This window comes from Variovorax dokdonensis, assembly GCF_030316895.1.
Classification (GTDB): domain Bacteria; phylum Pseudomonadota; class Gammaproteobacteria; order Burkholderiales; family Burkholderiaceae_C; genus Variovorax; species Variovorax dokdonensis.
In genome coordinates this window covers 407,914-430,521 of sequence record NZ_JASZYV010000001.1, presented here as the reverse complement: position 1 = coordinate 430,521, position 22,608 = coordinate 407,914, and the positions used below count along the sequence as shown (strand labels likewise).

Annotated in this window: 22 protein-coding genes; 13 read left to right on the top strand and 9 right to left on the bottom strand. The window is 66.6% G+C overall.

The window, feature by feature from the left end:
- The first annotated feature begins 27 nt into the window (after positions 1–27).
- Positions 28–333 carry a hypothetical protein gene (locus QTH91_RS01965; protein ID WP_286658356.1) on the top strand — a complete coding sequence of 102 codons (306 nt, stop codon included), beginning with the start codon at positions 28–30 and terminating at the stop codon, positions 331–333.
- Complete coding sequence (locus tag QTH91_RS01960) at positions 317–958, top strand: pyridoxamine 5'-phosphate oxidase family protein (RefSeq protein WP_368389451.1); 642 nt, start codon at positions 317–319, stop codon at positions 956–958. The genes QTH91_RS01965 and QTH91_RS01960 overlap by 17 nt, the downstream gene beginning before the upstream one ends.
- Positions 959–1,028: 70 nt before the next feature.
- Here QTH91_RS01960 and glmS read toward each other — a convergent pair whose 3' ends face one another.
- Positions 1,029–2,915, bottom strand: coding sequence for a glutamine--fructose-6-phosphate transaminase (isomerizing) (gene glmS, locus QTH91_RS01955; RefSeq protein ID WP_286658355.1), 1,887 nt, complete (start codon positions 2,913–2,915; stop codon positions 1,029–1,031).
- A gap of 162 nt (positions 2,916–3,077) precedes the next feature.
- On the opposite strand from glmS, the gene QTH91_RS01950 reads away from it, so the two are divergent.
- Complete coding sequence (locus tag QTH91_RS01950; protein ID WP_286658354.1) at positions 3,078–3,572, top strand: Lrp/AsnC family transcriptional regulator; 495 nt, start codon at positions 3,078–3,080, stop codon at positions 3,570–3,572.
- A 22-nt stretch (positions 3,573–3,594) separates the two neighbouring features.
- On the opposite strand, the gene glmU is transcribed toward QTH91_RS01950, so the two are convergent.
- Positions 3,595–5,037 (bottom strand): bifunctional UDP-N-acetylglucosamine diphosphorylase/glucosamine-1-phosphate N-acetyltransferase GlmU, encoded by a 1,443-nt coding sequence (glmU, locus tag QTH91_RS01945; RefSeq protein ID WP_286658353.1) that lies wholly within the window; start codon positions 5,035–5,037, stop codon positions 3,595–3,597.
- Positions 5,038–5,246: 209 nt separating this feature from the next.
- Here glmU and QTH91_RS01940 point away from each other — a divergent pair, with 209 nt between their 5' ends.
- Complete coding sequence (locus tag QTH91_RS01940; protein WP_286658352.1) at positions 5,247–6,176, top strand: hypothetical protein; 930 nt, start codon at positions 5,247–5,249, stop codon at positions 6,174–6,176.
- Positions 6,177–6,212: 36 nt separating this feature from the next.
- Here the strand turns inward: QTH91_RS01940 and QTH91_RS01935 are convergent, their stop codons facing one another.
- The 5 genes from QTH91_RS01935 to QTH91_RS01915 form a co-directional block, all read right to left on the bottom strand.
- Entirely contained in the window at positions 6,213–7,286 is a 1,074-nt protein-coding gene (locus QTH91_RS01935) for an NAD-dependent epimerase/dehydratase family protein (RefSeq protein ID WP_286658351.1), read from the bottom strand.
- A 1-nt stretch (position 7,287) separates the two neighbouring features.
- Positions 7,288–8,388, bottom strand: coding sequence for a Gfo/Idh/MocA family protein (locus QTH91_RS01930; RefSeq protein ID WP_286658350.1), 1,101 nt, complete (start codon positions 8,386–8,388; stop codon positions 7,288–7,290).
- Positions 8,381–9,256: a glycosyltransferase gene (locus QTH91_RS01925; protein WP_286658349.1), complete on the bottom strand. Its 876-nt coding sequence runs from the start codon at positions 9,254–9,256 to the stop codon at positions 8,381–8,383. Before QTH91_RS01925 ends, QTH91_RS01930 begins: the two co-directional genes overlap by 8 nt.
- Positions 9,256–10,206: a glycosyltransferase gene (locus QTH91_RS01920; RefSeq protein WP_286658348.1), complete on the bottom strand. Its 951-nt coding sequence runs from the start codon at positions 10,204–10,206 to the stop codon at positions 9,256–9,258. Before QTH91_RS01920 ends, QTH91_RS01925 begins: the two co-directional genes overlap by 1 nt.
- 175 nt (positions 10,207–10,381) lie before the next feature.
- Positions 10,382–11,152, bottom strand: coding sequence for a Crp/Fnr family transcriptional regulator (locus QTH91_RS01915; protein ID WP_286658347.1), 771 nt, complete (start codon positions 11,150–11,152; stop codon positions 10,382–10,384).
- 88 nt (positions 11,153–11,240) lie between these two features.
- Between QTH91_RS01915 and QTH91_RS01910 the strand changes: the two genes are divergently transcribed.
- Complete coding sequence (locus tag QTH91_RS01910) at positions 11,241–11,675, top strand: BLUF domain-containing protein (RefSeq protein ID WP_286658346.1); 435 nt, start codon at positions 11,241–11,243, stop codon at positions 11,673–11,675.
- Positions 11,676–11,685: 10 nt separating this feature from the next.
- Here the strand turns inward: QTH91_RS01910 and QTH91_RS01905 are convergent, their stop codons facing one another.
- Entirely contained in the window at positions 11,686–11,988 is a 303-nt protein-coding gene (locus tag QTH91_RS01905; protein ID WP_286658345.1) for a DUF2917 domain-containing protein, read from the bottom strand.
- Between the two features lie 130 nt (positions 11,989–12,118).
- On the opposite strand from QTH91_RS01905, the gene QTH91_RS01900 reads away from it, so the two are divergent.
- Positions 12,119–13,102: a LysR substrate-binding domain-containing protein gene (locus QTH91_RS01900; protein WP_286658344.1), complete on the top strand. Its 984-nt coding sequence runs from the start codon at positions 12,119–12,121 to the stop codon at positions 13,100–13,102.
- 18 nt (positions 13,103–13,120) lie between these two features.
- Here QTH91_RS01900 and QTH91_RS01895 read toward each other — a convergent pair whose 3' ends face one another.
- Positions 13,121–13,738 carry a 5-formyltetrahydrofolate cyclo-ligase gene (locus tag QTH91_RS01895; RefSeq protein ID WP_286658343.1) on the bottom strand — a complete coding sequence of 206 codons (618 nt, stop codon included), beginning with the start codon at positions 13,736–13,738 and terminating at the stop codon, positions 13,121–13,123.
- Between the two features lie 79 nt (positions 13,739–13,817).
- Between QTH91_RS01895 and QTH91_RS01890 the strand changes: the two genes are divergently transcribed.
- The 7 genes from QTH91_RS01890 (at position 13,818) to QTH91_RS01860 (ending at position 22,605) form a co-directional block, all read left to right on the top strand.
- Positions 13,818–15,749, top strand: a complete 1,932-nt coding sequence (locus QTH91_RS01890; RefSeq protein WP_286659583.1) for a lytic transglycosylase domain-containing protein — start codon at positions 13,818–13,820, stop codon at positions 15,747–15,749.
- A 43-nt stretch (positions 15,750–15,792) separates the two neighbouring features.
- Positions 15,793–16,347, top strand: a complete 555-nt coding sequence (locus tag QTH91_RS01885) for an MgtC/SapB family protein (RefSeq protein ID WP_286658342.1) — start codon at positions 15,793–15,795, stop codon at positions 16,345–16,347.
- Between the two features lie 101 nt (positions 16,348–16,448).
- Positions 16,449–17,144: a glutathione S-transferase family protein gene (locus QTH91_RS01880; RefSeq protein ID WP_286658341.1), complete on the top strand. Its 696-nt coding sequence runs from the start codon at positions 16,449–16,451 to the stop codon at positions 17,142–17,144.
- A 31-nt stretch (positions 17,145–17,175) separates the two neighbouring features.
- The gene (locus QTH91_RS01875) at positions 17,176–18,462 is read left to right on the top strand and encodes a multifunctional CCA addition/repair protein (RefSeq protein ID WP_286658340.1); all 1,287 of its coding nucleotides are present in this window, start codon (positions 17,176–17,178) and stop codon (positions 18,460–18,462) included.
- Positions 18,463–18,554: 92 nt separating this feature from the next.
- Positions 18,555–19,319, top strand: a complete 765-nt coding sequence (otsB, locus tag QTH91_RS01870) for a trehalose-phosphatase (RefSeq protein WP_286658339.1) — start codon at positions 18,555–18,557, stop codon at positions 19,317–19,319.
- Positions 19,320–19,333: 14 nt separating this feature from the next.
- The gene (locus QTH91_RS01865) at positions 19,334–21,211 is read left to right on the top strand and encodes a glycoside hydrolase family 15 protein (protein ID WP_286658338.1); all 1,878 of its coding nucleotides are present in this window, start codon (positions 19,334–19,336) and stop codon (positions 21,209–21,211) included.
- Positions 21,208–22,605 (top strand): alpha,alpha-trehalose-phosphate synthase (UDP-forming), encoded by a 1,398-nt coding sequence (locus QTH91_RS01860; RefSeq protein ID WP_286658337.1) that lies wholly within the window; start codon positions 21,208–21,210, stop codon positions 22,603–22,605. The genes QTH91_RS01865 and QTH91_RS01860 overlap by 4 nt, the downstream gene beginning before the upstream one ends.
- The last annotated feature ends 3 nt before the right edge of the window (positions 22,606–22,608 follow it).

Genomic DNA, 22,608 nt, shown 5'->3' with positions numbered 1-22,608 from the left:
CCGGCTAACGCAACAACGGGGCACCCCATGAATCTGCAACCCTTCAAGTTCAAGCGAATCGCCGCCGTGTGCACCGACTGCGAGGAACGGTCTGACGGCCCGAAACGGCTGGACAGCAAGGGCGTCGTGAAGGACCTGCGACGACGCGCCGTGGAAGCGCCCGAGCGCACGCGTGTGACGCGTACGCGCTGCCTCGGCCTGTGCCCACACAAGGCACTGGCGGCCGTGGTCGTCGGCGAGTCTTTGCCCGCAACGTGTGCGGAGTTGAAGGATGACGCAGACGTAAAGGGCTTTGCACAGTTCGCCTTCGGCCCCGATGTCACGCGCGACTGAGCGCCGCGGGATGTGGGCGGACGGGGACGACGTCGCTTTGGATTGCGGACTACAGGCACAAGGCGCGGCGTTCCACATCGCCCGGCGTTGCAACTCCTTAGCCTTTGCCCGTACTCAACTTCAACGGGAAAACGACGTGGCCAAAGACGAACACACCCAGCTCTGGAAACTTATCCGCAGCGCGAAATTTGCGATGCTCACGCATCGGCACGGCGACGGGCACCTGCACAGCCAACCTCTCACCACACAGAACAAGGAGGCCGATCAGCAGTCGACGCTCTACTTCTTCGTGGCCAGAGATGGCGACATCGTGCGCCACCTGTCGAGCGATCCGAACGTGAACGTGTCGTACGCCAACCTGGATGACGACGACTACGTCTCGATCTCCGGCGTCGCTGCCGTGAGTGAAGACTCAGCGAAGAAGACCGAGTTGTTCAACCCACTCGTGAAGGCATGGTTCCCCGGCGGCGTGGACGATCCCAACCTGGCTTTGCTGGAGGTGCGCATCCAGGCTGCCGAATATTGGAAAGCCAAGGACAGCAAGGTGGTGCAGCTCATCAAGATGGCGGCCGCAGCGGTCACGGGCAAGCCGCCCGCGGATATGGCGGAGCATCGCAAGCTGTGATGCGGCCCACCGAAGCGGCGACTGCGCGAGCCTAGCCGGGCCGGTAAGGAAAAAAAGCGGCCCCCGCCCCTTACTCGACCGTGACGCTCTTCGCCAGGTTGCGCGGCTTGTCCACATCCGTCCCGCGAGCGCAGGCCGTGTGATAAGCAAGCAACTGCAGCGGCACGACATGCAGTAGCGGGCTGAGCGCTCCGTAATGTTCAGGCATGCGAATCACGTGCATGCCCTCGCTCGTCTCGATGCGCGTATCGGCATCGGCCAGCACATAGAGCACGCCGCCTCGCGCACGCACTTCCTGCAGATTGCTCTTGAGCTTTTCCAGCAAGGCGTCGTTTGGCGCGACGGTCACGACCGGCATCTCGCTCGTGACCAGCGCCAACGGGCCGTGCTTGAGCTCGCCGGCGGCGTAGGCCTCGGCATGGATGTAGGTCACTTCCTTGAGCTTGAGCGCACCTTCCATCGCGATCGGATAGTGCAGGCCGCGGCCCAGGAACAACGCGTTTTCCTTGCGAGCAAAGTCCTCGGCCCAACTGATGATCTGTGGCTCCAGCGCCAGCACGGACTGCAAGGCAACCGGCAGGTGGCGCATCTGCTTGAGGTATTGCGCTTCTGATTCCTCGCTCAGGCGGCCCTTCGATTGCGCCAGCGCCAAGGTGAGCAGGAACAGCCCCGCCAGTTGCGTGGTGAAGGCCTTGGTCGATGCCACGCCGATCTCGACGCCGGCCCGGGTGATGTAGGCCAGCTTGCATTCGCGGACCATCGCGCTGGTGGCCACGTTGCAGATCGTCAAGGTCTGTTCCATTCCCAGCGAGCGGGCGTGCTTCAGGGCCGCCAGCGTGTCGGCCGTCTCGCCAGATTGGGAGATGGTGACCACCAGCGTCCTCGGGTTGGGCACCGAGTCGCGGTAGCGGTATTCGCTGGCGATCTCCACTTGCGTAGGCACTTTGGCAATGCCTTCCAGCCAGTACTTCGCGGCGCAGCCGCTGTAGTAGCTCGTGCCGCAAGCCAGGATCAGGACCTGGTCGATGTCCTTGAAGACCCGGTGCGCGCTGGCCGCGGTCTTGCCGTCGGCGCCAACGCCGTCGAACAACTCGGGCACCACGCTTTCGACGCCTTCGAGCGTGTCGCCGATGGCGCGCGGTTGCTCGAAGATTTCTTTCTGCATGTAGTGGCGGTAGGGGCCCAGTTCCGCGGCACCGCTGTGCGCCTGCACGGTGCGCACGGTGCGGGTCACGTTCTTGTGCGCGCGATCGACGATCCAGTACTTGCCCGGCTGCAAGTCGACCACGTCGCCCTCTTCCAGGTAGACGATCTGATCGGTCACGCCGGCCAGTGCCATCGCATCGCTGGCCAGGAAGTTTTCTTCGCCGTTGGTGCCCACGCCGAGAATCAGCGGCGACCCGGCACGCGCGCCGACCACCCGATGCGGTTCGTCGCGGCAGATGGCAGCGATCGCATAGGCGCCCTGCAACTGCCGCACGGTGGCCTTCACCGCCTCGAACAGGTCGCCGTCGTAGTGGCTGTCGATCAAGTGCGCGATGACCTCGGTATCGGTCTGGCTCGAGAACACATAGCCGCGCGCAGCGAGTGCATCGCGAAGCGCTTCGTGGTTTTCGATGATGCCGTTGTGGACGATGGCCACGCGAGCCGGCTTGTTGCTGCTGCCGTCCACCGCCTCGCCCAGGCCGTGGCTGAAATGCGGATGCGCGTTGTGGACCGCCGGCGCGCCATGCGTCGCCCAGCGCGTGTGAGCGATGCCGGTCAGGCCCTCGACGTGGTCGCTCTCCACTTGGCTGAGCAGGTCGGCCACACGCGAAGTGGTGCGTGTGCGGGCGAGTTCGCCCGAATGCACGGCCACGCCGCAGGAGTCGTAGCCACGGTACTCAAGCCGCTGCAGACCCTGGACGAGGATGGGAACGATGTTGCGATGAGAACTCGCGCCGACGATGCCGCACATGTGTTGCCTGCCTTTTTCTATAGCGAGCTTGCGCCCAAAAATTTCTGAATGGGCGGATGGTAGGCTTCACGTCGAGACCATTGCTTTCATTGATAGACCCTCTGCGCAATAATATTTCCATGAACCTCAGAGTTTTTCATTTATTTCCTTTTTGACCACCTGATGGAATCATTCGTCATTGATTCGATCGATTTGCGCTTGTTGCAAGCGCTGCAAGACGACGCCTCTCGCACCAACCAGCAATTGGCAGCGCTCGTGCATGTGTCGCCACCGACTTGCCTGCGAAGAGTCCAGAAGCTGCGGGCAGCCGGCCTCATCGAGCGGGAGGTCGCGCTGCTGTCGCCCGACCGGCTCGCGCCCTTGCTGGGGCACGGCTTGCAAGCGGTGGTGGAAGTGTCGATGGACCGGCAAGACGCCCAGTCGCTGGATGCCTTCGAGGCGCGCGTCGTGGAAGACGACGCGGTTCAGCAGTGCTACCGCGTCTCTCCGGGGCCGGATTTCGTGCTGATCGTGGGCGCGCGCGACATGCCCGACTACCTGGCACTGGCGCAGCGCCTGTTCACGCAAGACGCCAACGTTCGCAACGTGAAAGCCTTCTTCAGTCTCAAGCGCGCCAAGTTCCAACCGCGCCTGCCGTTGCCCGCGGCCGTGCCATAGCCGCTGCAGCTAGGGGGGTTGCTCAGGCAGGCTTCTTTTTGACCGGCCGCGTCCAGTTCGGGTAGTACGACTGGCGCGCGCGCGCAACCGCGAGGCCGCCGGGCTCGGTGCTCTTGTTGATGGTCGAGCCGCCGCCCACCGTGCCGCCGGCGCCGATGGTCACCGGCGCCACCAGCACGCAGTTGCTGCCGATGTGAACGTCGTCGCCGATCACGGTGCGGTGCTTGTTCGCGCCGTCGTAGTTGGCCGTGATGCTGCCTGCGCCGTAGTTCACGCGCTCTCCGACGGTCGCATCGCCGATGTAGGCCAGGTGATTGGCCTTGGCGCCATGGGCCAGCGTGGCGTTCTTGATCTCGACGAAGTTGCCGATGTGCACCTCGGTGCCCAGCCGTGCGCCTGGCCGCAGCCGCGCGAATGGCCCGACGAGTGATGCGGCGCCCACCGTCACGCCCGCCTTCTCGCCGTCGATGTGGGTGAAGGGATGGATCACCGCGCCAGGTTCGATGCGTGCATTGGCAATCACGCAATTGGCGCCGATGCGCACGCCCGCGCCCAGCGACACGGCGCCCTCGAACACGCAATTGACGTCGATCTCGACATCGGCCGCGCAAACCAGCGTGCCGCGCAGGTCGAAGCGCGCCGGGTCGGCCAGCCGCACCCCCTGGGTCATGAGCATGTTGGCCTGGCGCAGCTGGTAGGCGCGTTCGAGCTGGGCCAACTGCGCCGGATCGTTCACGCCTGCGACCTGCAGCGCATCGGCGATGCGGGTGGCGACGACGGGCACTTCGTCCAGCGTGGCCAGCCGCACGATGTCGGTCAGGTAGTACTCGCCCTGGGCGTTCTTGTTGTCCAGGCGCGCCAGCCAGGGCTTCAGCAGACGGGTCGGCACGGCCATGATGCCGCTGTAGACCTCGCGCACCTGGCGCTGTTCGGGCGTGGCGTCCTTGTGCTCGACGATGGCTTGCACCTGCTCGCCGTCGCGCAGGATGCGCCCATAGCCGGTGGGGTCGTCGAACTCGATCGTCAGCAGCGCCAATCGGCGGCCGGCACTGGCGCGCACCAAGGCAGCCAGCGTGTCCTTGGCGATGAGGGGCACATCACCGCTGAGCACGACCGTGGTGCCATCGTCGTCCAGCGCGGGCACCGCCTGTTGGACGGCGTGGCCCGTGCCCAGCTGCGGCGACTGGCGAACGAAGGCCATCGGCGCCCCCTGTTCGGTGGCCGCGTGCAGCGCCTCTTCGACGTCAGGCGCACCGTGGCCGGTCACGATCACCACCTTGCGCGCGCGCAGTTCCAGGGCCGTGTCGACAACGTGCGAGACCAGTGCCCGTCCCCCGAGCCGATGCAGGACCTTGGGAAGGCTGCTCTTCATGCGCGTGCCTTTGCCGGCCGCCATGATGACGACGTCGATCGGTTCGCCGTCCTGCTCTGGGGTTGACTGCTTTTCCTGGGAGATCTGGGACATGGGGTGTTTCTTGCTTGAAAGCGGGAGACGGTGGCGAATTATCGGGGGGGCGCAACCGGCAGCCGACTGGCAGAAGAGGCCGTCGTCAGCGCGTGAGCCGCCAAGAATCCTCCTGCCGGCATAACTCTTGTGACCAGTGGTTACTTGTAGCTCAAAATGATTACACTGATCGTGTCCCAAGTCGCAGCCGGCGCCCTCGAGGCGGATTCATGAAGATCTCCCTTTGCACCTTGTACGAAGGCCACTACCACTATGGCGTGGCGGCGCTGGCCAATTCCTTGCTGAACAGCGGCTATGCCGGCGAACTGTTCGTCGGATTCCGCGGCCCTTTGCCCAACTGGGCGGCGCAACATCCGGGCTGGAATGCGGCGCAGAGCACGCTGGAACTGTCAGACCGCTTCAGCCTCCGATTTCTTCCCCAGACCACCGCCATCTTCTTCACCTACTACAAGGCGCACTTCATGCACGAGGTGATGCAGGTGCATTCGCCGGATGCGGACACGGTCGCCTACATCGACCCCGACATCGTGCTCAAGTGCAACTGGGTGGACGTCGATGCATGGTTCCACGACGGAATCGGGCTGATCGAGGACGTGAACTGGAACTTTCCCTCCCGCCACCCGAAGCGGTTGATGTGGAAGAACTGGTTCGCCCAGCACGGCGTGCACGAAGTGAAGGCGCTCGATCGCTACTACAACGCCGGCTTTCTCAGCGTGCCCCGTGAGCATGCCGAATTCCTGGTTCTGCTCGACCGCCTCTGCATGATGATCCTGGACTACAACGAGGGGCACAAGCACATCAAGGCTGGCGAGGCGGCCGATCTCTTCCACTCCACCGACCAGGATGCGATGAACTTCGCCCTCGGGGTGTACCAGGCGCCGCTGAATACGGCCGGCTGCGAGGCGATGGACTTCAGCAGCGGCGGGTTCTATTTCTCGCACGCCATCGGCTACAGCAAGCCGTGGCTGGGCCGCCACCTTCGACTGGCACTGCGCGGATGGCCGCCCTCCAATGCCACCAAGGCCTACTACCGGTATGCGAACAACCCGATCCAGGTGTTTTCGGGCTTCACGTTCGCGATTCGTCGCCTGAGCCTTTGGGTGGCTTCGGCGATGGGCCGCGTGTATCGCAAGGCTTGAGCCAGCGGGCGGCGCATCGCCGCAAGCGCTTGCCAGCTAGTCCCACAACCCGGACAGCCAGCGCGCGCTGCGCGCCAAGGCCTCGTCGGCATCCACTTCCGGCGCGTAGCCGAGCAGGCTCACGGCGCGATCCATCGGCAGGCGCGTCTTGCACGTGTGCAGTTCGCTGATCTCCCAGTCGGGCATCGGTGCGCCGGCCCGCGGAATGGCAAAGCCGTTGAGCGCCTCGGGTGCGCTGTAGCGCTGCAGGCCGGCCTTCACGGCGTCCTTGAGGCGCCGGCTGAACAGGGGCAGCACCATCCGGGCGGCGCCACTGTTCTTGACTCGCGCCGAGTGGCGTCCCACCACAGAACGCGAGGGCCGCGCCGCTGGTGCCACGTTTTGCATGTCATCCAGGCCGAAGCCCAGCGCCTCGACCACCGGGCGATAGAACTCGCGCCAGGTCAGGCAGGTGCTGTCGCTCACATAGAAGGGCTTGTCGGTGGCCTGTGGATGGACCAGGCCAAGTTCGATGGCCTGGATCAGGTTGTCGACATAGATGTGGTTGCACCAGCCGTTCCCGCCGTCGACGAGAAACGCCCGCCCCGAGCGCAAGGCACGCGGCAGATCGGTGAACCACTGGCTGCGCGGGCCGTAGACGATGCCGGGCCGCAGGATGACGACTTCCACGTCGGTGGAGCCAGCAAGGGCGCGCTCGGCCAGCACCTTGGCGTTGTTGTATTCGATGGGCTGGTCGTCGCGCAGCGCGGTGAAGTCGTCCGTACCCGGCGCAGGATTCTGTCCGTGCACCGAGGCGCTGCTCAGGTACACGAGCCGTTTCACGCCGGCCAGGCGGCAAGCCTGCAGGGCTGCACGCGCCGCGATCACGATCTGGTCGGGATCGCCGACCACCGCATGCACCATCGCATCGCACCCGCGAATCGACTGGGCCAGGGCCTGCGCATCGAAGATGTCGCAAGCCGCCCACGAAGGCAGTTGGAAGCGCGCGACGCGCGCCAGGCTGCCGGGCCCGCGCACGACCAGATGAAGGTCGTGGCCGCCCCCAAGAAGCCATCGCTCCACCAGGCGCGTGCCCACGAATCCCGTACCGCCAAGCAGTGCCACGCGCATCTCAGTTCACTCCCGAAAGTTCGACGGCGCGTTGCCGCTGCGCATCGCTCAGATGCGGCATGTCCAGCAACTGCCGTCCGGCGTACATGGCCTCGACCAGCGACAACGCGGCGCCGGCGGTGGTCGTGCCGACGCGAGGCGCGCGGCCGGACGCCACCGCTTCGGCCACATCGGCCCACTGGGCCGTGAAGGCGCCAAGGTAGCCGTGGGTCGGCAGGGCGTATTCCGCGCCTTGTCCATGGCGCTGCCTGCACGACAGCAACTGGGGATCCGGCATGCCTTCGATCTCGAGCAGCAGATCGGTGGCCTGGCCGGTGCGCCACGTGACAGTCGCATGCTCGAACTCGATGCGATAGCGGTTGGCCAGGGCAACGTCCCAACTCAGGCGGATATGGCCTTCGGCGCCGTTCTTCCAACGCAGCCGTGCCTGACTGTTGATCTCCACGCCGCCCATGGCATCGTCGGCGTAGCTCAGCAGTTCCGGCTCGCCCATCCACGAGATCAGGATCTCCAGCATGTGGATGCCGATGTCGAGTGTGACGCCTCCGCCGCCCTCTTCCCGCGTGAAGAAACCCGCCGAGGCGGCAGGCCAGCGAAACAGCCCGCCCTCATCGGCCACGATGCGTCTGACCGCGCCCCAGGTGCCGTTGGCGATCATGGCGCGCACGGCCTCGAGCGCCGGAAAGAAGCGCCGGAAGTGCCCCACCGCCAGCACGCGCGATGCTGCGTCGGCCTGCGCCTGCAAGGCGCGCACGTCGGCGGTCGTGGCGCACACCGGCTTCTCGATCAGCAGATGCTGGCCGCGCCGCAGCAGCGAAGAAGCCAGCGGAAAGTGGCTGCGAGCCGGTGTCGCGATCAGGGCCAGGTCGGCATCGCACGACGTCTCGACGTCGGTAAAGCAGCGGGCTTGCGGAAAGAGCTTGCTGCAGCGGGCCAGGCGTTCCTCGCTGCGATCGACCAGTCCCACCACCTTCAGAAGGCCCATGCGCTCGGCTTCCATGGCGGACGGCCCCTGGTATTCCTCGACCACCGCGCCGCATCCCACGATCAGCACCCGCATCGGCGCCCTGGCCGGAGTGCCGGCCCACGTTGCATCAACCAAGACTTGACCTCATTTGCCAATAGAGCTGCCAACCCAGCAGGCTCGGATTTCGAAGCAGGATGCCCAGGGCCTTCTTCGGCCCGCCCGGGCTCCTGACCAGATCGCGAAACAGCGGACGCATGGACAGTGCCAGCCCGCCCATTCCCGCCGAGCGCGCGTGGCCGCAGTCCGGACAGGCGGGCCGCAGGCAGTGGCTGCGAAGCAGCACGCGCCGGCCGTTGCGCCACATCGGCTCCACGTTCTTGCTCATGCTGCCGGCAACGACCCGGTAGACGCTGCGCATCTCGCTGGCGAAGCGAAAGCGCGCCCCGGCAGCGGCCATGCGCAGCCACAGGTCCCAATCCTCGCAGCTGCGCAGGCTGACGTCGAAAACGCCAACGCGCTGCAAGGTCTCGCGTCGGACCACGAAAGTGTTCGGTGGTCCGATATTGCTGCGAAGAAGGCGATGAAACGGATCGACAGACAGGTCGGCGCCGCCGAACTCGCCCACCACCGCCTTGCCTTCCTCGTCCACCACGTCGGCCAGACCATGCACCACGTCGGCCGACGGATCCTGTTCGAAGGCACGCGCAGCCGCGGCCAGCATGCCCGGACGCAAGGCGTCGTCCGAATCCAGAAAGAGCAGGTAGGTGCCGCTGGCGTGGGCAATGCCGGTGTTGCGGGCGCCGCACAAGCCGGCGTTGGCCTGACGGATGACGGTCACGCCTTCGTAGCGGCTGGCGATCTCGGCGGAATCGTCGGGCGAGCCATCGTCGACCGCAATGATCTCGACATCCACATCAGCACGTTGCGCCAACGCGGACTCGAGCGCCGTCGGCAGAAAGCGCGCCTGGTTGTAGCAGGGGATGATGATGCTGAATTCCGGCATCAGGTCCTCGTGCGCCTGAACAGGGTGGCGAAGCCGTCGCGCAGGATGATCGGCCAGAACCTGGCCGGCAGGCGGGCCGCCTCGCGCAGCGCTGCCCAGGCGCCTCCTGCGGCGGCCGTATGCCGGAGCATGGGTCGAAGGGCCATGCCGTACACGTAGTTGGCGGCGCCGGCCAAGCCTTTGCGCAGGGCAGCCTGGCGCTCGACCTGCGAGCCGACCGGCATGCAGCCCGCCGACGCCATCACCTGGCGGATGCCTCGCCACATCGCGGGGCCGTTCTTGCTGAGCGAACCGCTGCGCAAGCGATAGACGGCCAGCTTGTGGTCCATGCGCACCCATCTGTCGCTGGCCGCGGCAAGGCGCAGCCACAGGTCCAGGTCTTCGGCGTGATGCAGTCCGGGGCGGAACAGGCCGGCGCGCGCCAGCAGATCGCGGCGGATCACGATGCCGTTGGTCGGCACGGGCTCACCGCGAAGCAGGCTGAGAAAAGGCGACGGCGAAAGGCTGGGCGCCGCGTGCTCGTCCACCTTGGCCCCTGCTTCGTCGACGACCTGCATGCCGCAAATGAACACGTCGGCCTCGGGATGCGCAGCGAGCGCGGTCTCGAAGGCCTGGCGAAAACCGGGACGCAGGAGGTCGTCGCTGTCCAGGAACATGACGAAACTGGCCGAACTTTCGAGGACTGCCCGGTTTCGAGCGACTGACGGGCCGGCGTTGCGCTGGCGAATCACACGCACGCCGTCGCGCCGCTCCGCGTGGGCCACCGAGCCATCGGTCGAGCCATCGTCGACCAGCAAGACGGGGATCTGGTTGTCGACCCAGGCCGAGTCGAGCGTCTGCGGCAAGGTCTGCTCGGCGTTGTAGCAGGCGGTCAGGGCCTCCAGCACGCGCGCCGGTTGCGGCTGTGCCGTGCTTGGGGAGGCGCCGTTCGCGGGCGTGGAAAGAAGCATGTCTGTCTGAAAGCTGCGCAATGCTCCCCGAACAACTACACAACACTGGTTTCAGGAAGATACAAAAGTGATTAGAACCTAATCACTCATTTCCCGGCAACCGAGCAATCTGCCGATCCGATATGGCGGTTGGCCGAGGCCGGACGGCGTGTTGCCATCCGCGCCGCCTTGGCGTTCAGACGAGCGGCGTCGGGCGCACCGGCCGCTCGAAGTAATCGCCCAGCGTTTCCAGCGCCTGCGGATCCTGGATGCGCAGCCAGCCACGCTCGATCCGGTACAGGCCGAGGTGGTGCAGGCGGCGCATGGTCTTGTTGGTATGCACCAGCGACAAGCCCAGCGCGTCGGCGATGTGCTGCTGCTGGAAAGGAAAGTGCACCCAGCCCTCCCGCTCCAGCCCCGCATGGCGGGCGCGCCGGTAGATGTGCATGAGCAACATGGCCACCCGCTCCGAGGCGTTGCGGCGGCCAGCGGTCACCAGGTTGTCGTCGACCAGTTTTTCTTCGCGAGCGGCCAGCCAGGTGATGTCGTAGCCCAGGCGCGGCTGCGTGTGGAACATGGTCCACAGGTCGGCCCGGTCGAACACGCACAGGTGGACCTCGCTCGCCGCCTCGACGCCGTGGGTCTGTCCATCGGCGAATTCGTCCTGCAGGCCGATGAAGTCTCCGGCAAGCAGGAACGAAAGGATCTGCCGGCGGCCATCGCTCAATGTCTTGAAGCGAAAAGCCCAGCCGGAATAGATGGTGAACAGTTGCGTGCTGGCGCGGTGCTCCCGAATGATGGCGCCGCCCGCATCGACACGTCGCGAGCCGCGCCGGAACGACTGGATGGCGTCGCGCTGTTCCTGCGGTATGTCGATGAACGCGGGGTTCGTGCGCAACGCGCAGCGCTCGCAGGGATTGGGGCCCTCCGGGGGCCGCAGAGCAATGGGCAGTTCAAATGCTTTCACGCCGCGAAATATAAGCAGCGCCGCGGCGGCGGGCGTGTCTTTTGACATTTGCAACCCAAATTTGCACACCTAGACTGGGGCGAAAGTCATGTCCCAGCAACATTCCGCACTCTTCCAATATTTCTATGTCAGCCAACTTGCCAGCGATGCCAGTGCCTCCACGGTGCCGGCCATCCTCGCGCAGGTCAGGCAAGGCAACGCCAGGAACGGCATCACCGGGGTGCTGGTCTTCGATGGCCAGAGCTTCATGCAATATCTGGAAGGGCCGTCCGGCGTCCTGCAAGGGCTGATGGGGCAGATTGCGATCGACCCTCGGCACGCCCGGCTGCAGATGTTGCACGAGGGCGCGTTGCAGGAGCGGCGATGCTCACGCTACGAGCTGGGCTACGCGGACCCCACGGCAGATGGCGCACTCGACCAGGTCCTGGAGCAGTTGTCGGTTTCGTCGCAAGGCGGGCCGCCTGGCGAAGCGGCGGTGCAGCTTTTTCTGTCGCTGCGGCCGCGCTTCGACATCGAGGGTTGAGACAACCCGTTCAGACGGCGTCCCAGGTGTAGGTGGCGCCGTAGCAGTCCCACGGCTCCATCACCAGTCGCTGACCCGCGGCCACCTTCAGCGATTCGCCGGGGCCGAGCACCAGGTCCTCGCTGCCCCAGGTGGAGGTGGCGTTGCAGGTCACCCACACGCGTCCCTGGCGCACCTTCAAGACGCTCTGTCCGGCCGCTTGCAGTGTGATGGCCTGGCCCGCTTCGAGCTGCCACGCGCCGCGACGCACGCTGGGTGGCACGTGAACGGGACGGCTGAGCGGAAGGTGCGAACGGGCGATGGTGGCGGTCATGGTGGGCTCCTGGCGGTGTCCTCGTTGGCGCAGGAATTGCGCTTTCCGGGAATGAATGATCTTTGCGCCCACCTTTTCGGTCCAATGAAAACGCGCTAGCCTACTGATTCGCATATCGCATCAATCGACCGTGCAACACTCCCAGACCCACCTGCGTTCGCGCCCGATCTCGGCCGGCTACCTGCGCGCCTTCGAGGCGGTGGCGCGGCACCTGAACTTCCGCGCCGCCTCCGAGGAAATGGCGCTCACCCAGTCGGCGGTCAGCCGGCAGATCCAGTCGCTCGAAGACGAAGTGGGCGTTTCGTTGTTCCTTCGCCACACGCGGGCGGTGGAGTTGACCAGCGCCGGCGCGCAACTGCTGCTCGCGGTCCAGCAATCGCTTCCGCGCATCGATGGCGCCGTTCGCCAGATCCGCCAGAACGCCGGACGCAAGAGCGTGGCGGTCACCACCTTTGCGTCTTTCGCATCGATGTGGCTCATTCCCAGGCTCGAGGCCTTCCAGCGCGAGAACCCGGAAATCGACATCCGCATCGACGCCAGCGATTCCGCGGTCGACCTCGACGTGGCCGACGTCGACCTGGCCCTGCGCTATGCCCCGCCCACCAGCATGCCGGCCGGCGCCGTACGCCTGTTCGGCGAGACGCTCACGCCGGTCGCCAGCCCATGGCTGCTCAAGAGCAACCCTTCCATCTCGAAGCCGGCCGACATCGCCAACTTCACGCTGATCGAAGCCGGCGACGCGCATCGCACGCATCTGGAGTGGCTGACGTGGCGGCGCTGGTTCGACCAGCACGGACTGTCCCGGGCCCAGCCGCGCCGCTGGCTTTATTTCAACTACGCCTACCAGATGGTCCAGGCGGCGCTCACCGGACAGGGGGTGGTGCTCGCGCGCAGTTGCCTCGTCTCGGAAAGCCTGGCCAACGGAGACCTGGTGGAGGTGCTGCCCAGCCTGCGCATGGATTCGCCCATGGCCTATTGGCTGCTCCTGGCGCCGCGCAGCACGCTGCGCCCGGAGGTTCAGGCCTTCGCGACCTGGCTGCAGGCGCAAGCGGCCGTCACACGCCAGACCATCGGCGAAGGTCCCGATCCGGACTTCGACGACAACATCGACTGAGAAGAAACGCCGAGCGGCTCAGCCGATCGGCCAGACCACGCCCTCGTCGTTGAGGATGGCGTCCAGCGGCACGTCGTGGGGCAGCGGTTCCAGGCTCTCGACCAGACCGTTCGCAAAGCCCAGCCCCACCGTCACCGGGCGTGGCTCCAGGGCCGCCAGCGTGCGGTCGTAGAAGCCGCCGCCGTAGCCCAGGCGAAAGCCACCCGGCCCATAGCCCACACAGGGCACGAACAGCAGCGTCGGCACCACCAGTTCGGTGTCCTTGGGCTTGGGGATGCCGAAGGCGTCTTCTTCCATCGGACAGCCCGGATACCAGGCATGGAAGGTCAGCGTCTTGTGCACCTTGTCGATCACCGGCAGACCGATTCGGCGCCGCGTGGGCTCGCCGGTGAGTTCGCCGTCTTCCTTCCAGCGGTGCAGCGCGGGCAGCGGGTCGAACTCGCCCTTGATCGGCCAGTAGGCGCCGATGACGGCATCGGGCCGCCCGACCAGCCAGATGCGCATCACGCGCTGCAGCAGGTCGGACCGGGCCAGCCGATCGGTCATGTTCAGGCGCTGCTCGATCAACGCTGCCCGCAGCTGATTCCTGAGAAACGTGGTCGTGCTCGATGGCTCAATGCCCTGTGACTTGTCCATAATGCCCCGGATGCGATTGCAAGGCATTTTGGCATCAGGGCGGACCCGGCTGTTGGCGTCGGTGATCTGGGGCGCATTCATGTGCACGGGGGCGCAGGCCCAGAGTTCGTCAGCGGACGAGGTACTGCTCGACATGAAGCAGGCTTTCCAGCGGGGCGACAAGACGCGCCTGACGGCCATGCTGCCGCAGGTGCAGGGCCATCCGCTCGAAGCCTGGGGCGCCTATTGGGAGCTCAAGGCTCGCTTGCAGGAGGCCAGCCCGCTCGAGGTGCAGGACTTCCTCGCCCGCTATGCCGGCAGCTACCAGGAAGACCGCCTGCGCAACGACTGGCTGCTGGTGCTGGGCAAGATGCGCGACTGGGACGGCTTCCTCGCTGCCTACCCCGCCTTCCGCATGCGCGACGACCGCGAGGTGCGCTGCTACGCCACCGTCGCCGGCGCCATGAAGGGCCAGCCGATCACCCGCGAGCAGGCTGCCGAAGTGCGCGCCGACTGGATGGCGCAGCGCGATTCCGACGACGGCTGCCTTACCGCCGCCGAACTGCTGCTGGCCAACAAGCGCATGTCGCCCAACGACGCGTGGATCAAGGCCCGCCTGGCCATGGAGGCCAACCGCCCGCGTGCCGCGCGCAATGCCATCAACCTGGTCGAGCCCGACGTGCTCCCGATGTTCGACCAGCTCAATGCAAGCCCCGCCAAGTTCCTGTCAAGCAAGGCGGTCGTCGCGGCCCGCTCGCGCAAGGAAATGGTCGTGCTGGCGCTGATCAAGATCGCCAAGTCCGACCCGGACGTCGCGGCGCAGCAGTTGGACAGCAAGTGGAGCCCGATGCTCAGCGCGGAGGAGCGCAACTGGGTCTGGGGCGTGATCGGGCAGCAGGCGGCCGGCAAGCTGTCGCCGCAGGCCGCCGGTTACTTCGCCAACGTCACCAAGCTCAAGGATCTGACCGACGAGATGCTGGGCTGGAAGGTGCGCGCGGCGCTGCGCATGGGCCAGTGGCGCGAAGTGCAGCCGGCCATCGACGCCATGGACCCGGAAACCCAGCGCGAACCGATCTGGGTCTACTGGAAGGCGCGCGCGCTGATGCAGCGCGGCGGCGACAGCCGGCGGGAAGAGGCCAACGAGCTCTACCGCACGATCGCCGGCACCCGCGGCTTCTACGAGATGCTGGCACTCGAGGAACTGGGCCAGCTCAGCGCGGTGCCCACGCGACCAGCCCCCCTGACGCAGCAGGAGCGCGACGCCGCTCGGCGCGACCCCGGCCTGCTGCGCGGCCTGCTGGCCATCGGCATCGGCCTTCGCTCCGAAGGCGTGCGCGAATGGAACTACGCCGTCGCCCTGCACCGCCCCGGCGGCATGAGCGACCGCGAGTTGCTGGCCGCCGCCGACCTGGCCTGCCAGCAGCAGGTGTGGGACCGCTGCATCAACACCAGCGAACGTACCCAGGGCGTGGTCGACGTCGAGCAGCGCTTTCCGATGCCCTTCCACGATGCGGTCATCAGCAAGAGCCGCGAGATCGGGCTCGACCCCGCCTACGTCTACGGCCTGATCCGGCAGGAAAGCCGCTTCATCATGAGCGCACGCTCCGGCGTCGGCGCCTCGGGCCTGATGCAGGTGATGCCGGCCACCGCGCGCTGGACCGCCCGCAAGATCGGGCTGGCCGGATTCACGCCCGACCAGATCTACGACCGCGACACCAACATCGTCATCGGCACCAACTACCTCAAGCTGGCGCTGGACGACTTCGACGACTCCATGCCGCTGGCCGCTGCCGCCTACAACGCCGGCCCTGGGCGCCCGCGTTCCTGGCGCAACGGCCCCGTCATGGAGGGAGCCATCTGGGCAGAGAACGTGCCTTTCAGCGAAACGCGCGACTACGTCAAGAAGGTGCTGGCCAACGCGACCATGTACGCGGCCGTCATCAGCGGCAAGCCGCAGTCGATCAAGGAGCGCCTGGGCACCGTGGGACCACGCGCCGCCAGCGAACCCGAAACCAACAAGGATCTGCCTTGAGCCTGCCGCGCCCATCGCACCTTCCGACGCCGGCCGGCATCGCATGAGCGAAGGCGCCTGGGCCACCTTCACGGCCACACTGGCCGCCGAGTTCTCCGACGTCGACGACGTCGAGCATTTCACCCGCGTCGCGGTGCGCCTGATGTTGGCCGGGGCGCTCGGATTCGCGCTGGGGTTCGAGCGCGAATCCCAGGGCAAGGCGGCCGGCGCGCGCACCCACATGCTGGTATCGATGGGCTCGGCCATGTTCGTGCTCGCGGCACAGACATCGGGCATTTCCGTGGCCGACATGAGCCGCGTGGTGCAGGGGCTGGTGGCGGGCGTGGGCTTTCTTTGCGCCGGCGCCATCCTCAAGAACAATGGCAGCGACGCGCAGGTGCACGGCCTGACCACGGCCGCCGGCATGTGGATGACGGCGGCCATCGGCATGGCCTGCGGCCTGGGCCGCGAAGTGACCGCCATCATCGCCACCGTGCTGGGATTGGTGGTCCTGGCTCTGGTGCCGCATTTCTCCAAGAGCATCAGCGGCGTGCTCGGCGGCGGCAAGGACGCCGAAGCCGACAAGGCCGACAAAGCCAGCCCGGACGACCGAGGATGACGATGCGCCTTGCGCATCAATGAAACCGCCATCGAGCATCGCTCGCCCGGGCGCCAGCCGCTAGCATCGTCCGCTTACCCCTTCCATCGAAAAGAGGCGCCATGCTCAAGCTCTACATCGGCAACAAGAACTACTCCTCCTGGTCCATGCGGGTCGGCGTCCTGATGACCCAGGCGGGCATCGAGCACGAAGAGATCTGGGTGCCCTTCGACGCCTTCACCCAGGGCTCGGCATTCAAGTCGAAGATGGCCACCCTTTCGCCGACGGCGCTGGTGCCGCTGCTGGTCGACGGCGACCTGCACGTCTGGGATTCGCTGTCCATCGCCGAATACCTGGCCGAGCGCTTTCCGGACCTGCAACTGTGGCCCGCCGATACCGCGATGCGCGCCGTGGCGCGCAGCGTCTGCGCGGAGATGCATGGGGGCTTTCGGGCCCTGCGCAACCACTGCGCGATGAACATCGAGGCCGACCTCGCCACCCAGGGCGCCATCATCTGGCGCGACCAGGCGGAAGTGCGCTCCGACGTCGATCGCATCGTCGCGATGTGGTCCGAACTGCTGGCCAAGCATGCGGCCAGCCACGCGGACGGCATGCTGTTTGGCCGCTTCAGCATCGCGGATGCCTACTTCGCGCCGGTCGTGATGCGGCTGGCGCGCTATGCCCTGCCCGTCTCCGCCGACATCCAGGCCTACCTGGAGCGCGTGCAAGCCTTGCCCGGCGTCAAGGCCTGGATCGATGGCGCCATGGCCGAAAAGCAGTTCGTGGCATTCGACGAGCCCTATCGCATGTCGCGCTGAGGCGGCGGGGGCGCACGCCTAAACTCGCCCCATGCAAACTTTCCTGGTTGGCGGCGCAGTGCGCGACCGCCTGCTCGGGCTGGCCGGCTCCGATCGCGATTGGGTGGTCGTCGGCGCCACGCCCGAGGCGATGGCGGCGCAGGGCTACCTGCCCGTGGGGCGTGACTTTCCCGTTTTCCTCCATCCCGAAACGCGGGAGGAATACGCGTTGGCCCGCACGGAGCGCAAGAGCGCCCCGGGCTACCGCGGTTTCGTGATCCATGCCGATCCTGAAGTGACGCTGGAGCAAGACCTGTCTCGGCGCGACCTGACCATCAACGCCATCGCCATGCCTGCCGATGCAGTGCCTCAGGACGATGCAACACCCCTCGACGAAGCGCGGCTCGTCGACCCCTACAACGGCCGCGCCGACCTGAGCGCGCACGTGCTGCGGCACGTGACCGAAGCCTTTCGCGAAGACCCGGTGCGCATCCTGCGGCTGGCCCGCTTCGCCGCTCGCTTCGACGATTTCGCCGTCGCGCCCGAAACCATGGCTTTGATGCGCGAGATGGTCGATGTCGGCGAAGTCGACGCTCTGGTGCCCGAACGCGTCTGGCAGGAACTGGCGCGCGGCCTCATGACCGACCGGCCGTCTCGCATGTTCGAGGTGCTGCGCCAATGCGGCGCGCTCAAGAAGTTGCTGCCCGAAGTCGACCGCCTCTGGGGCGTGCCGCAGCCCGAGGCGCACCATCCCGAGGTCGACACCGGCGTGCACTTGATGATGGTGCTGGACATGGCGGCCCGCCTGCAGGCGCCCTTGCAGGTGCGATTCGCCTGCCTCATGCACGACCTGGGCAAGGGCACGACCCCCGCCGACGTGCTGCCGCGACACATCGGGCACGAGCAGCGCAGCGCCAAGCTGTTGCGTGGCGTCTGCGATCGCTGGCGCGTGCCAGTCGAATCGCGCGAACTGGCCGAGGTCGTCGCGCGCGAGCACGGCAACATCCACCGCAGCGCCGAGCTCAATGCCGCCGCAGTGGTTCGCCTGCTGGAGCGCTGCGACGCGATCCGAAAGCCCGATCGATTCGACGACGTCCTGCTCGCCTGCGAATGCGATGCGCGGGGGCGCCTGGGCTTTGAATCCCGCCCCTACCCGCCGCGCGAACGGCTGTGGCGAGCCCTGCAAGCCGCGCTGGCGGTGCAGACCGAACCGCTGGCGTTGGCCGCACAGCAGCGTGGCGCCACCGGGCCCGCCATCGGCGCCGCCATTCGCGATGCCCGCACTGCGGCGGTTGCGCATGCGCTGGACGAAGGCGACGGCGCAGCCTCCGGTCGATAGCCGTCCCGGACCACGGCCGTAACGAGCGCAACGTCAGTCATCGGCTGACGTGTTGTTACGAGGGAGTCTGCTAAGGTTTACCCGTGACGCCCATGCCGACTTCCACCCCAAAAGCACCGCCACCGCTGACCGCCGACTCGGCGCTGTTTCTCGACTTCGACGGCACGCTGGTCGCGCTGGCCGAAACGCCGGAGGCCATCGAAGTGCCGTCCGGCCTGGTCGGGCTGCTGACCGACCTGCACGATTGGCTCGGTGGTGCGGTCGCGATCGTTTCGGGTCGCCAGATCGACATGCTCGACCGTTTTCTCGCGCCGCTTCGGCTTCCGTCCGGCGGCGAACACGGCGTGCAGCGGCGCGACGCCCAAGGCAAGATGCGCGAGCAACCGCCCCCTGACCTGACGCTGGTGCTCGACGTGGCCAACCGGCTGGCTGGCGAATATCCGGACCTTCTGGTCGAGCGCAAGCACGCCGCCGTCGCACTGCACTATCGGCGCGCGCCCCAGCTCGAATCGCTGTGCCATCGGGTTCTGGCCGATCTCGTCTCGCCCTGGCCAGGGCTCGAACTGCTGCACGGCAAGTCGGTGTTCGAGGTCAAGCCCGCAGGCGTGAACAAGGGCGTGGCCATTGCCGCCTTCATGCAGGAAGCGCCGTTTGCCGGCCGCACGCCGTTCTTCGCGGGCGACGACACGACCGACGAGACCGGTTTTGCCGCCGTGCAACCCATGGGCGGCGTGGCCATCAAGGTGGGCAGCGGCGAGACGCTCGCCAGGCACCACCTGGAATCGCCCAAGGCCGTCTTCGAATGGCTGGCCTCGGTGCTGCCCGCGAGCCAGCAGGGCCAGGGCAACCAACAATAAGGAGGGAATCGCAGATGAACGATCGAGCCGCGGCACTTTCAGCCGCGCCCCCAGGCCCTGCGCAGGACGCCGCCGGCCCATCGACCCAACGCAATCACTTTCCTCCCAGCGCCGAACCCTCTCTTGCCGTCGGCGTGATCGGCAACTGCGCATTCAGCGCCGTGGTCGATGCGCGGGCGCGCGTCGTCTGGTGCTGCCTCCCACGCTTCGACGGCGATCCGGTGTTCAACGCGCTGCTCGATCCCGGCCCCGACGCCAGCGACTGGGCCATCGAGCTGGAAGATTGCGTGCGCTCCGAGCAGCACTACGAGCACAACACGGCCGTGCTCCGCACGCGGCTCTACGACTCCGCCGGCCAGGCCATCGAAGTGACCGACTTCGCGCCGCGCTTCTTCGCCCGTTCGCGCTACTTCCGGCCGCTGACGCTGGTGCGCCGCGTCAGGCCCATCGCCGGCGCGCCGCGGATCCGGGTCTGCCTGCGGCCGCGATTCCAGTGGGGCGCACTGGCGCCCACGCTCACGCGCGGCAGCAACCACATCCGATACGTCGGACCCGAGTTCACGCTGCGCTTGAACACCGATGCGCCGGTGGCCCACATCCTTTCTCGCGAGGCCTTCGTGGTGGCGCGCGAATACAACTTCCTGCTCGGCGCCGACGAAACGCTGACCGACGGCATTGCCGACACGGCCCGGCACTTCGAGCAGGAGACCATCGCCTACTGGCGCACCTGGAGCAAGCGGCTGCACATTCCGTACGAGTGGCAGGAAGCCGTGATCCGCGCCGCCATCACGCTCAAGCTCTCGCTGTACGAAGACACCGGCGCCATCGTGGCGGCCATGACGACCAGCATCCCCGAGGCGCCGGGCAGCCAGCGCAACTGGGACTACCGCTACTGCTGGCTGCGCGACGCATTCTTCGTGGTGCGTGCGCTCAATTCGCTGAGCGAAGTGGGGACCATGGAGGACTACCTGCGCTGGCTGACCAACGTGGTGGTCGGCTCGCATGGCGAGCATATCCAGCCGCTCTACGGCATCGGCCTGGAGCGTCAACTGCCCGAGTCCTTTGTCGATGGCCTGCCTGGCTACCGCGGCATGGGCCCGGTGCGCGTGGGCAACCAGGCGCAGGAACACTTCCAGCACGACGTGTACGGCAACATCGTGCTGGGCGCCGCGCAGGCATTCCACGACCACCGGCTGCTGCGACCTGGAACCCGCGCCGACTTCATCCACCTCGAAGCGGTAGGCGAGCAGGCCATCCGTGTCTACGGGACGCCCGACGCGGGCATGTGGGAGCTGCGAACCCGGGCACGGGTGCACACCAGCTCCGCGCTCATGAGCTGGGCGGCCTGCGATCGGCTGGCCAAGATTGCCGTGGCGCTCGAATTGCCCGACCGCGCAGACTATTGGCGCGGCCATGCCGACCGCATGCGCGAAGAGATCCTGACCAAGTCGTGGAGCGAAGAGCGACAGGCCTTCGCGGAAAGCTTCGGCGGCAACGAGCTCGACGCCAGCGTCCTGCTGATGGTGGAGGTGGGCCTGATCGACGCGCGCGACCCGCGCTTCGTCTCCACCGTCGACGCCATGGAAAAGACGCTGTGCGACGGCCCGTACATGCGCCGCTACGAAGCCGCCGATGATTTCGGCAAGCCCGAGACCGCCTTCAACATCTGCACCTTCTGGCGCATCGACGCGCTGGCCAAGATCGGGCGCAAGCAGGAAGCGCGCGAGATCTTCGAGACCATGCTGGCCGCCCGCAATCCGCTGGGCCTGCTGTCCGAGGACACGCATCCGGTCACCGGAGAGATGTGGGGCAACTTTCCGCAGACGTATTCGATGGTCGGCATCATCAACGCGGCAGTGCGCCTGTCGGCGCCTTGGGACGCGGCCGTATGAGCCGCCTGGTCGTCGTTTCCAACCGCGTTGCCGACCCGCGCAAGGCGGCCGCCGGCGGGCTTGCCGTCGCCCTGGGCGATTCGTTGCAGCAGACCGGCGGCATGTGGTTCGGCTGGAGCGGCACGATCGTCGAGGACGGCCCCACCGGCGAAGGCGAACTGCATCAGCAGCAGGCCGGGCAGGTGCTGCTGGCCACCATCGACCTGTGCCGCGATGACCACGACAGCTACTACCTGGGCTACAGCAACAACGTGCTGTGGCCGGTGTTCCACAACCGGCTCGACCTGGCATCGTTCTCGGCCGGCTACGTGACCGGCTACCGGCGCGTGAACCAGCTGTTCGCTCGCAAGCTGATGCCGCTGCTCCAGCCCGACGACATCGTCTGGGTGCACGACTACCACATGATCCCGCTGGCGGCCGAGCTGCGCGCCATGGGCTGCAAGAACCGAATCGGCTTCTTCCTGCACATTCCGCTGCCGCCCCAGATCATCTTTGCGTCGATCCCGCAGCACGACTGGCTGATGCGCTCGCTCTTCGCCTATGACCTGGTGGGCCTGCAGGCGCAACAGGACGTGCAGCACTTCGAGCACTACGTGCGCAACGAGGCCGCGGGCGAAGTGCTTGGCGACAACCTCTACCGCGCCTACGGCAGCATGCTGCGCTGCGCGGCCTTTCCGATCGGCATCGACGTTCAGGAGTTCGAAGCGCTCACGCAGGCCAAGGACGCCCGCGACATGTACGAGACCATGAGCCGCGAATACTCCAGCCGCAGGTTGCTTCTGGGCATCGACCGTCTCGACTATTCCAAGGGCATTCCGCAGCGCGTGCAGGCCTTTCGCGAACTGCTCGCCAACTACCCCGAGAACCGTCGCAGCGCCACGTTGATCCAGATCGCGTCGCCCACGCGCGAGTCGGTCGACGCGTATGCCGACATCCGCCGCGAGCTCGAATCGCTGTGCGGCGCGATCAACGGCGACTACGGCGAACTGGACTGGATGCCGGTGCGCTACATCCACCGGGTGGTTGCGCGCCGGAGGGTCCCGGGCCTGTGCAGGGCCTCGGCCGTCGGACTGGTGACGCCGCTTCGAGACGGCATGAACCTGGTGGCCAAGGAGTACGTGGTCGCCCAGAACCCGGATGACCCCGGCGTGCTGGTGCTTTCACGCTTTGCCGGCGCAGCCGAGCAGTTGAAGGAGGCGTTGCTGGTCAACCCCTACGACGTCCATGGCACGGCCGAAGTCATCCAGCACGCGCTGAGCATGCCGCTGGAAGAACGCAAGCTGAGGCATCAGCGCCTGCTGGCGCGCATTCGCGAATTCGATGTGCATTGGTGGCGCAATGCCTTCATGGAGGCACTGCGCAATGCGCCAGGGGAACACCGGGTCGCGCGCTGACGC

Excerpts from the sequence above, each read along its gene's own strand:
- QTH91_RS01965 (WP_286658356.1), top strand. The coding sequence starts at position 28 with ATGAATCTGCAACCCTTCAAGTTCAAGCGAATCGCCGCCGTGTGCACC.
- QTH91_RS01960 (WP_368389451.1), top strand. The coding sequence starts at position 317 with ATGTCACGCGCGACTGAGCGCCGCGGGATGTGGGCGGACGGGGACGAC.
- glmS (WP_286658355.1), bottom strand. The coding sequence starts at position 2,915 with ATGTGCGGCATCGTCGGCGCGAGTTCTCATCGCAACATCGTTCCCATC.
- QTH91_RS01950 (WP_286658354.1), top strand. The coding sequence starts at position 3,078 with ATGGAATCATTCGTCATTGATTCGATCGATTTGCGCTTGTTGCAAGCG.
- glmU (WP_286658353.1), bottom strand. The coding sequence starts at position 5,037 with ATGTCCCAGATCTCCCAGGAAAAGCAGTCAACCCCAGAGCAGGACGGC.
- QTH91_RS01940 (WP_286658352.1), top strand. The coding sequence starts at position 5,247 with ATGAAGATCTCCCTTTGCACCTTGTACGAAGGCCACTACCACTATGGC.
- QTH91_RS01935 (WP_286658351.1), bottom strand. The coding sequence starts at position 7,286 with ATGCGCGTGGCACTGCTTGGCGGTACGGGATTCGTGGGCACGCGCCTG.
- QTH91_RS01925 (WP_286658349.1), bottom strand. The coding sequence starts at position 9,256 with ATGCCGGAATTCAGCATCATCATCCCCTGCTACAACCAGGCGCGCTTT.
- QTH91_RS01920 (WP_286658348.1), bottom strand. The coding sequence starts at position 10,206 with ATGCTTCTTTCCACGCCCGCGAACGGCGCCTCCCCAAGCACGGCACAG.
- QTH91_RS01910 (WP_286658346.1), top strand. The coding sequence starts at position 11,241 with ATGTCCCAGCAACATTCCGCACTCTTCCAATATTTCTATGTCAGCCAA.
- QTH91_RS01905 (WP_286658345.1), bottom strand. The coding sequence starts at position 11,988 with ATGACCGCCACCATCGCCCGTTCGCACCTTCCGCTCAGCCGTCCCGTT.
- QTH91_RS01895 (WP_286658343.1), bottom strand. The coding sequence starts at position 13,738 with ATGGACAAGTCACAGGGCATTGAGCCATCGAGCACGACCACGTTTCTC.
- QTH91_RS01890 (WP_286659583.1), top strand. The coding sequence starts at position 13,818 with ATGTGCACGGGGGCGCAGGCCCAGAGTTCGTCAGCGGACGAGGTACTG.
- QTH91_RS01885 (WP_286658342.1), top strand. The coding sequence starts at position 15,793 with ATGAGCGAAGGCGCCTGGGCCACCTTCACGGCCACACTGGCCGCCGAG.
- QTH91_RS01880 (WP_286658341.1), top strand. The coding sequence starts at position 16,449 with ATGCTCAAGCTCTACATCGGCAACAAGAACTACTCCTCCTGGTCCATG.
- QTH91_RS01875 (WP_286658340.1), top strand. The coding sequence starts at position 17,176 with ATGCAAACTTTCCTGGTTGGCGGCGCAGTGCGCGACCGCCTGCTCGGG.
- otsB (WP_286658339.1), top strand. The coding sequence starts at position 18,555 with ATGCCGACTTCCACCCCAAAAGCACCGCCACCGCTGACCGCCGACTCG.
- QTH91_RS01865 (WP_286658338.1), top strand. The coding sequence starts at position 19,334 with ATGAACGATCGAGCCGCGGCACTTTCAGCCGCGCCCCCAGGCCCTGCG.
- QTH91_RS01860 (WP_286658337.1), top strand. The coding sequence starts at position 21,208 with ATGAGCCGCCTGGTCGTCGTTTCCAACCGCGTTGCCGACCCGCGCAAG.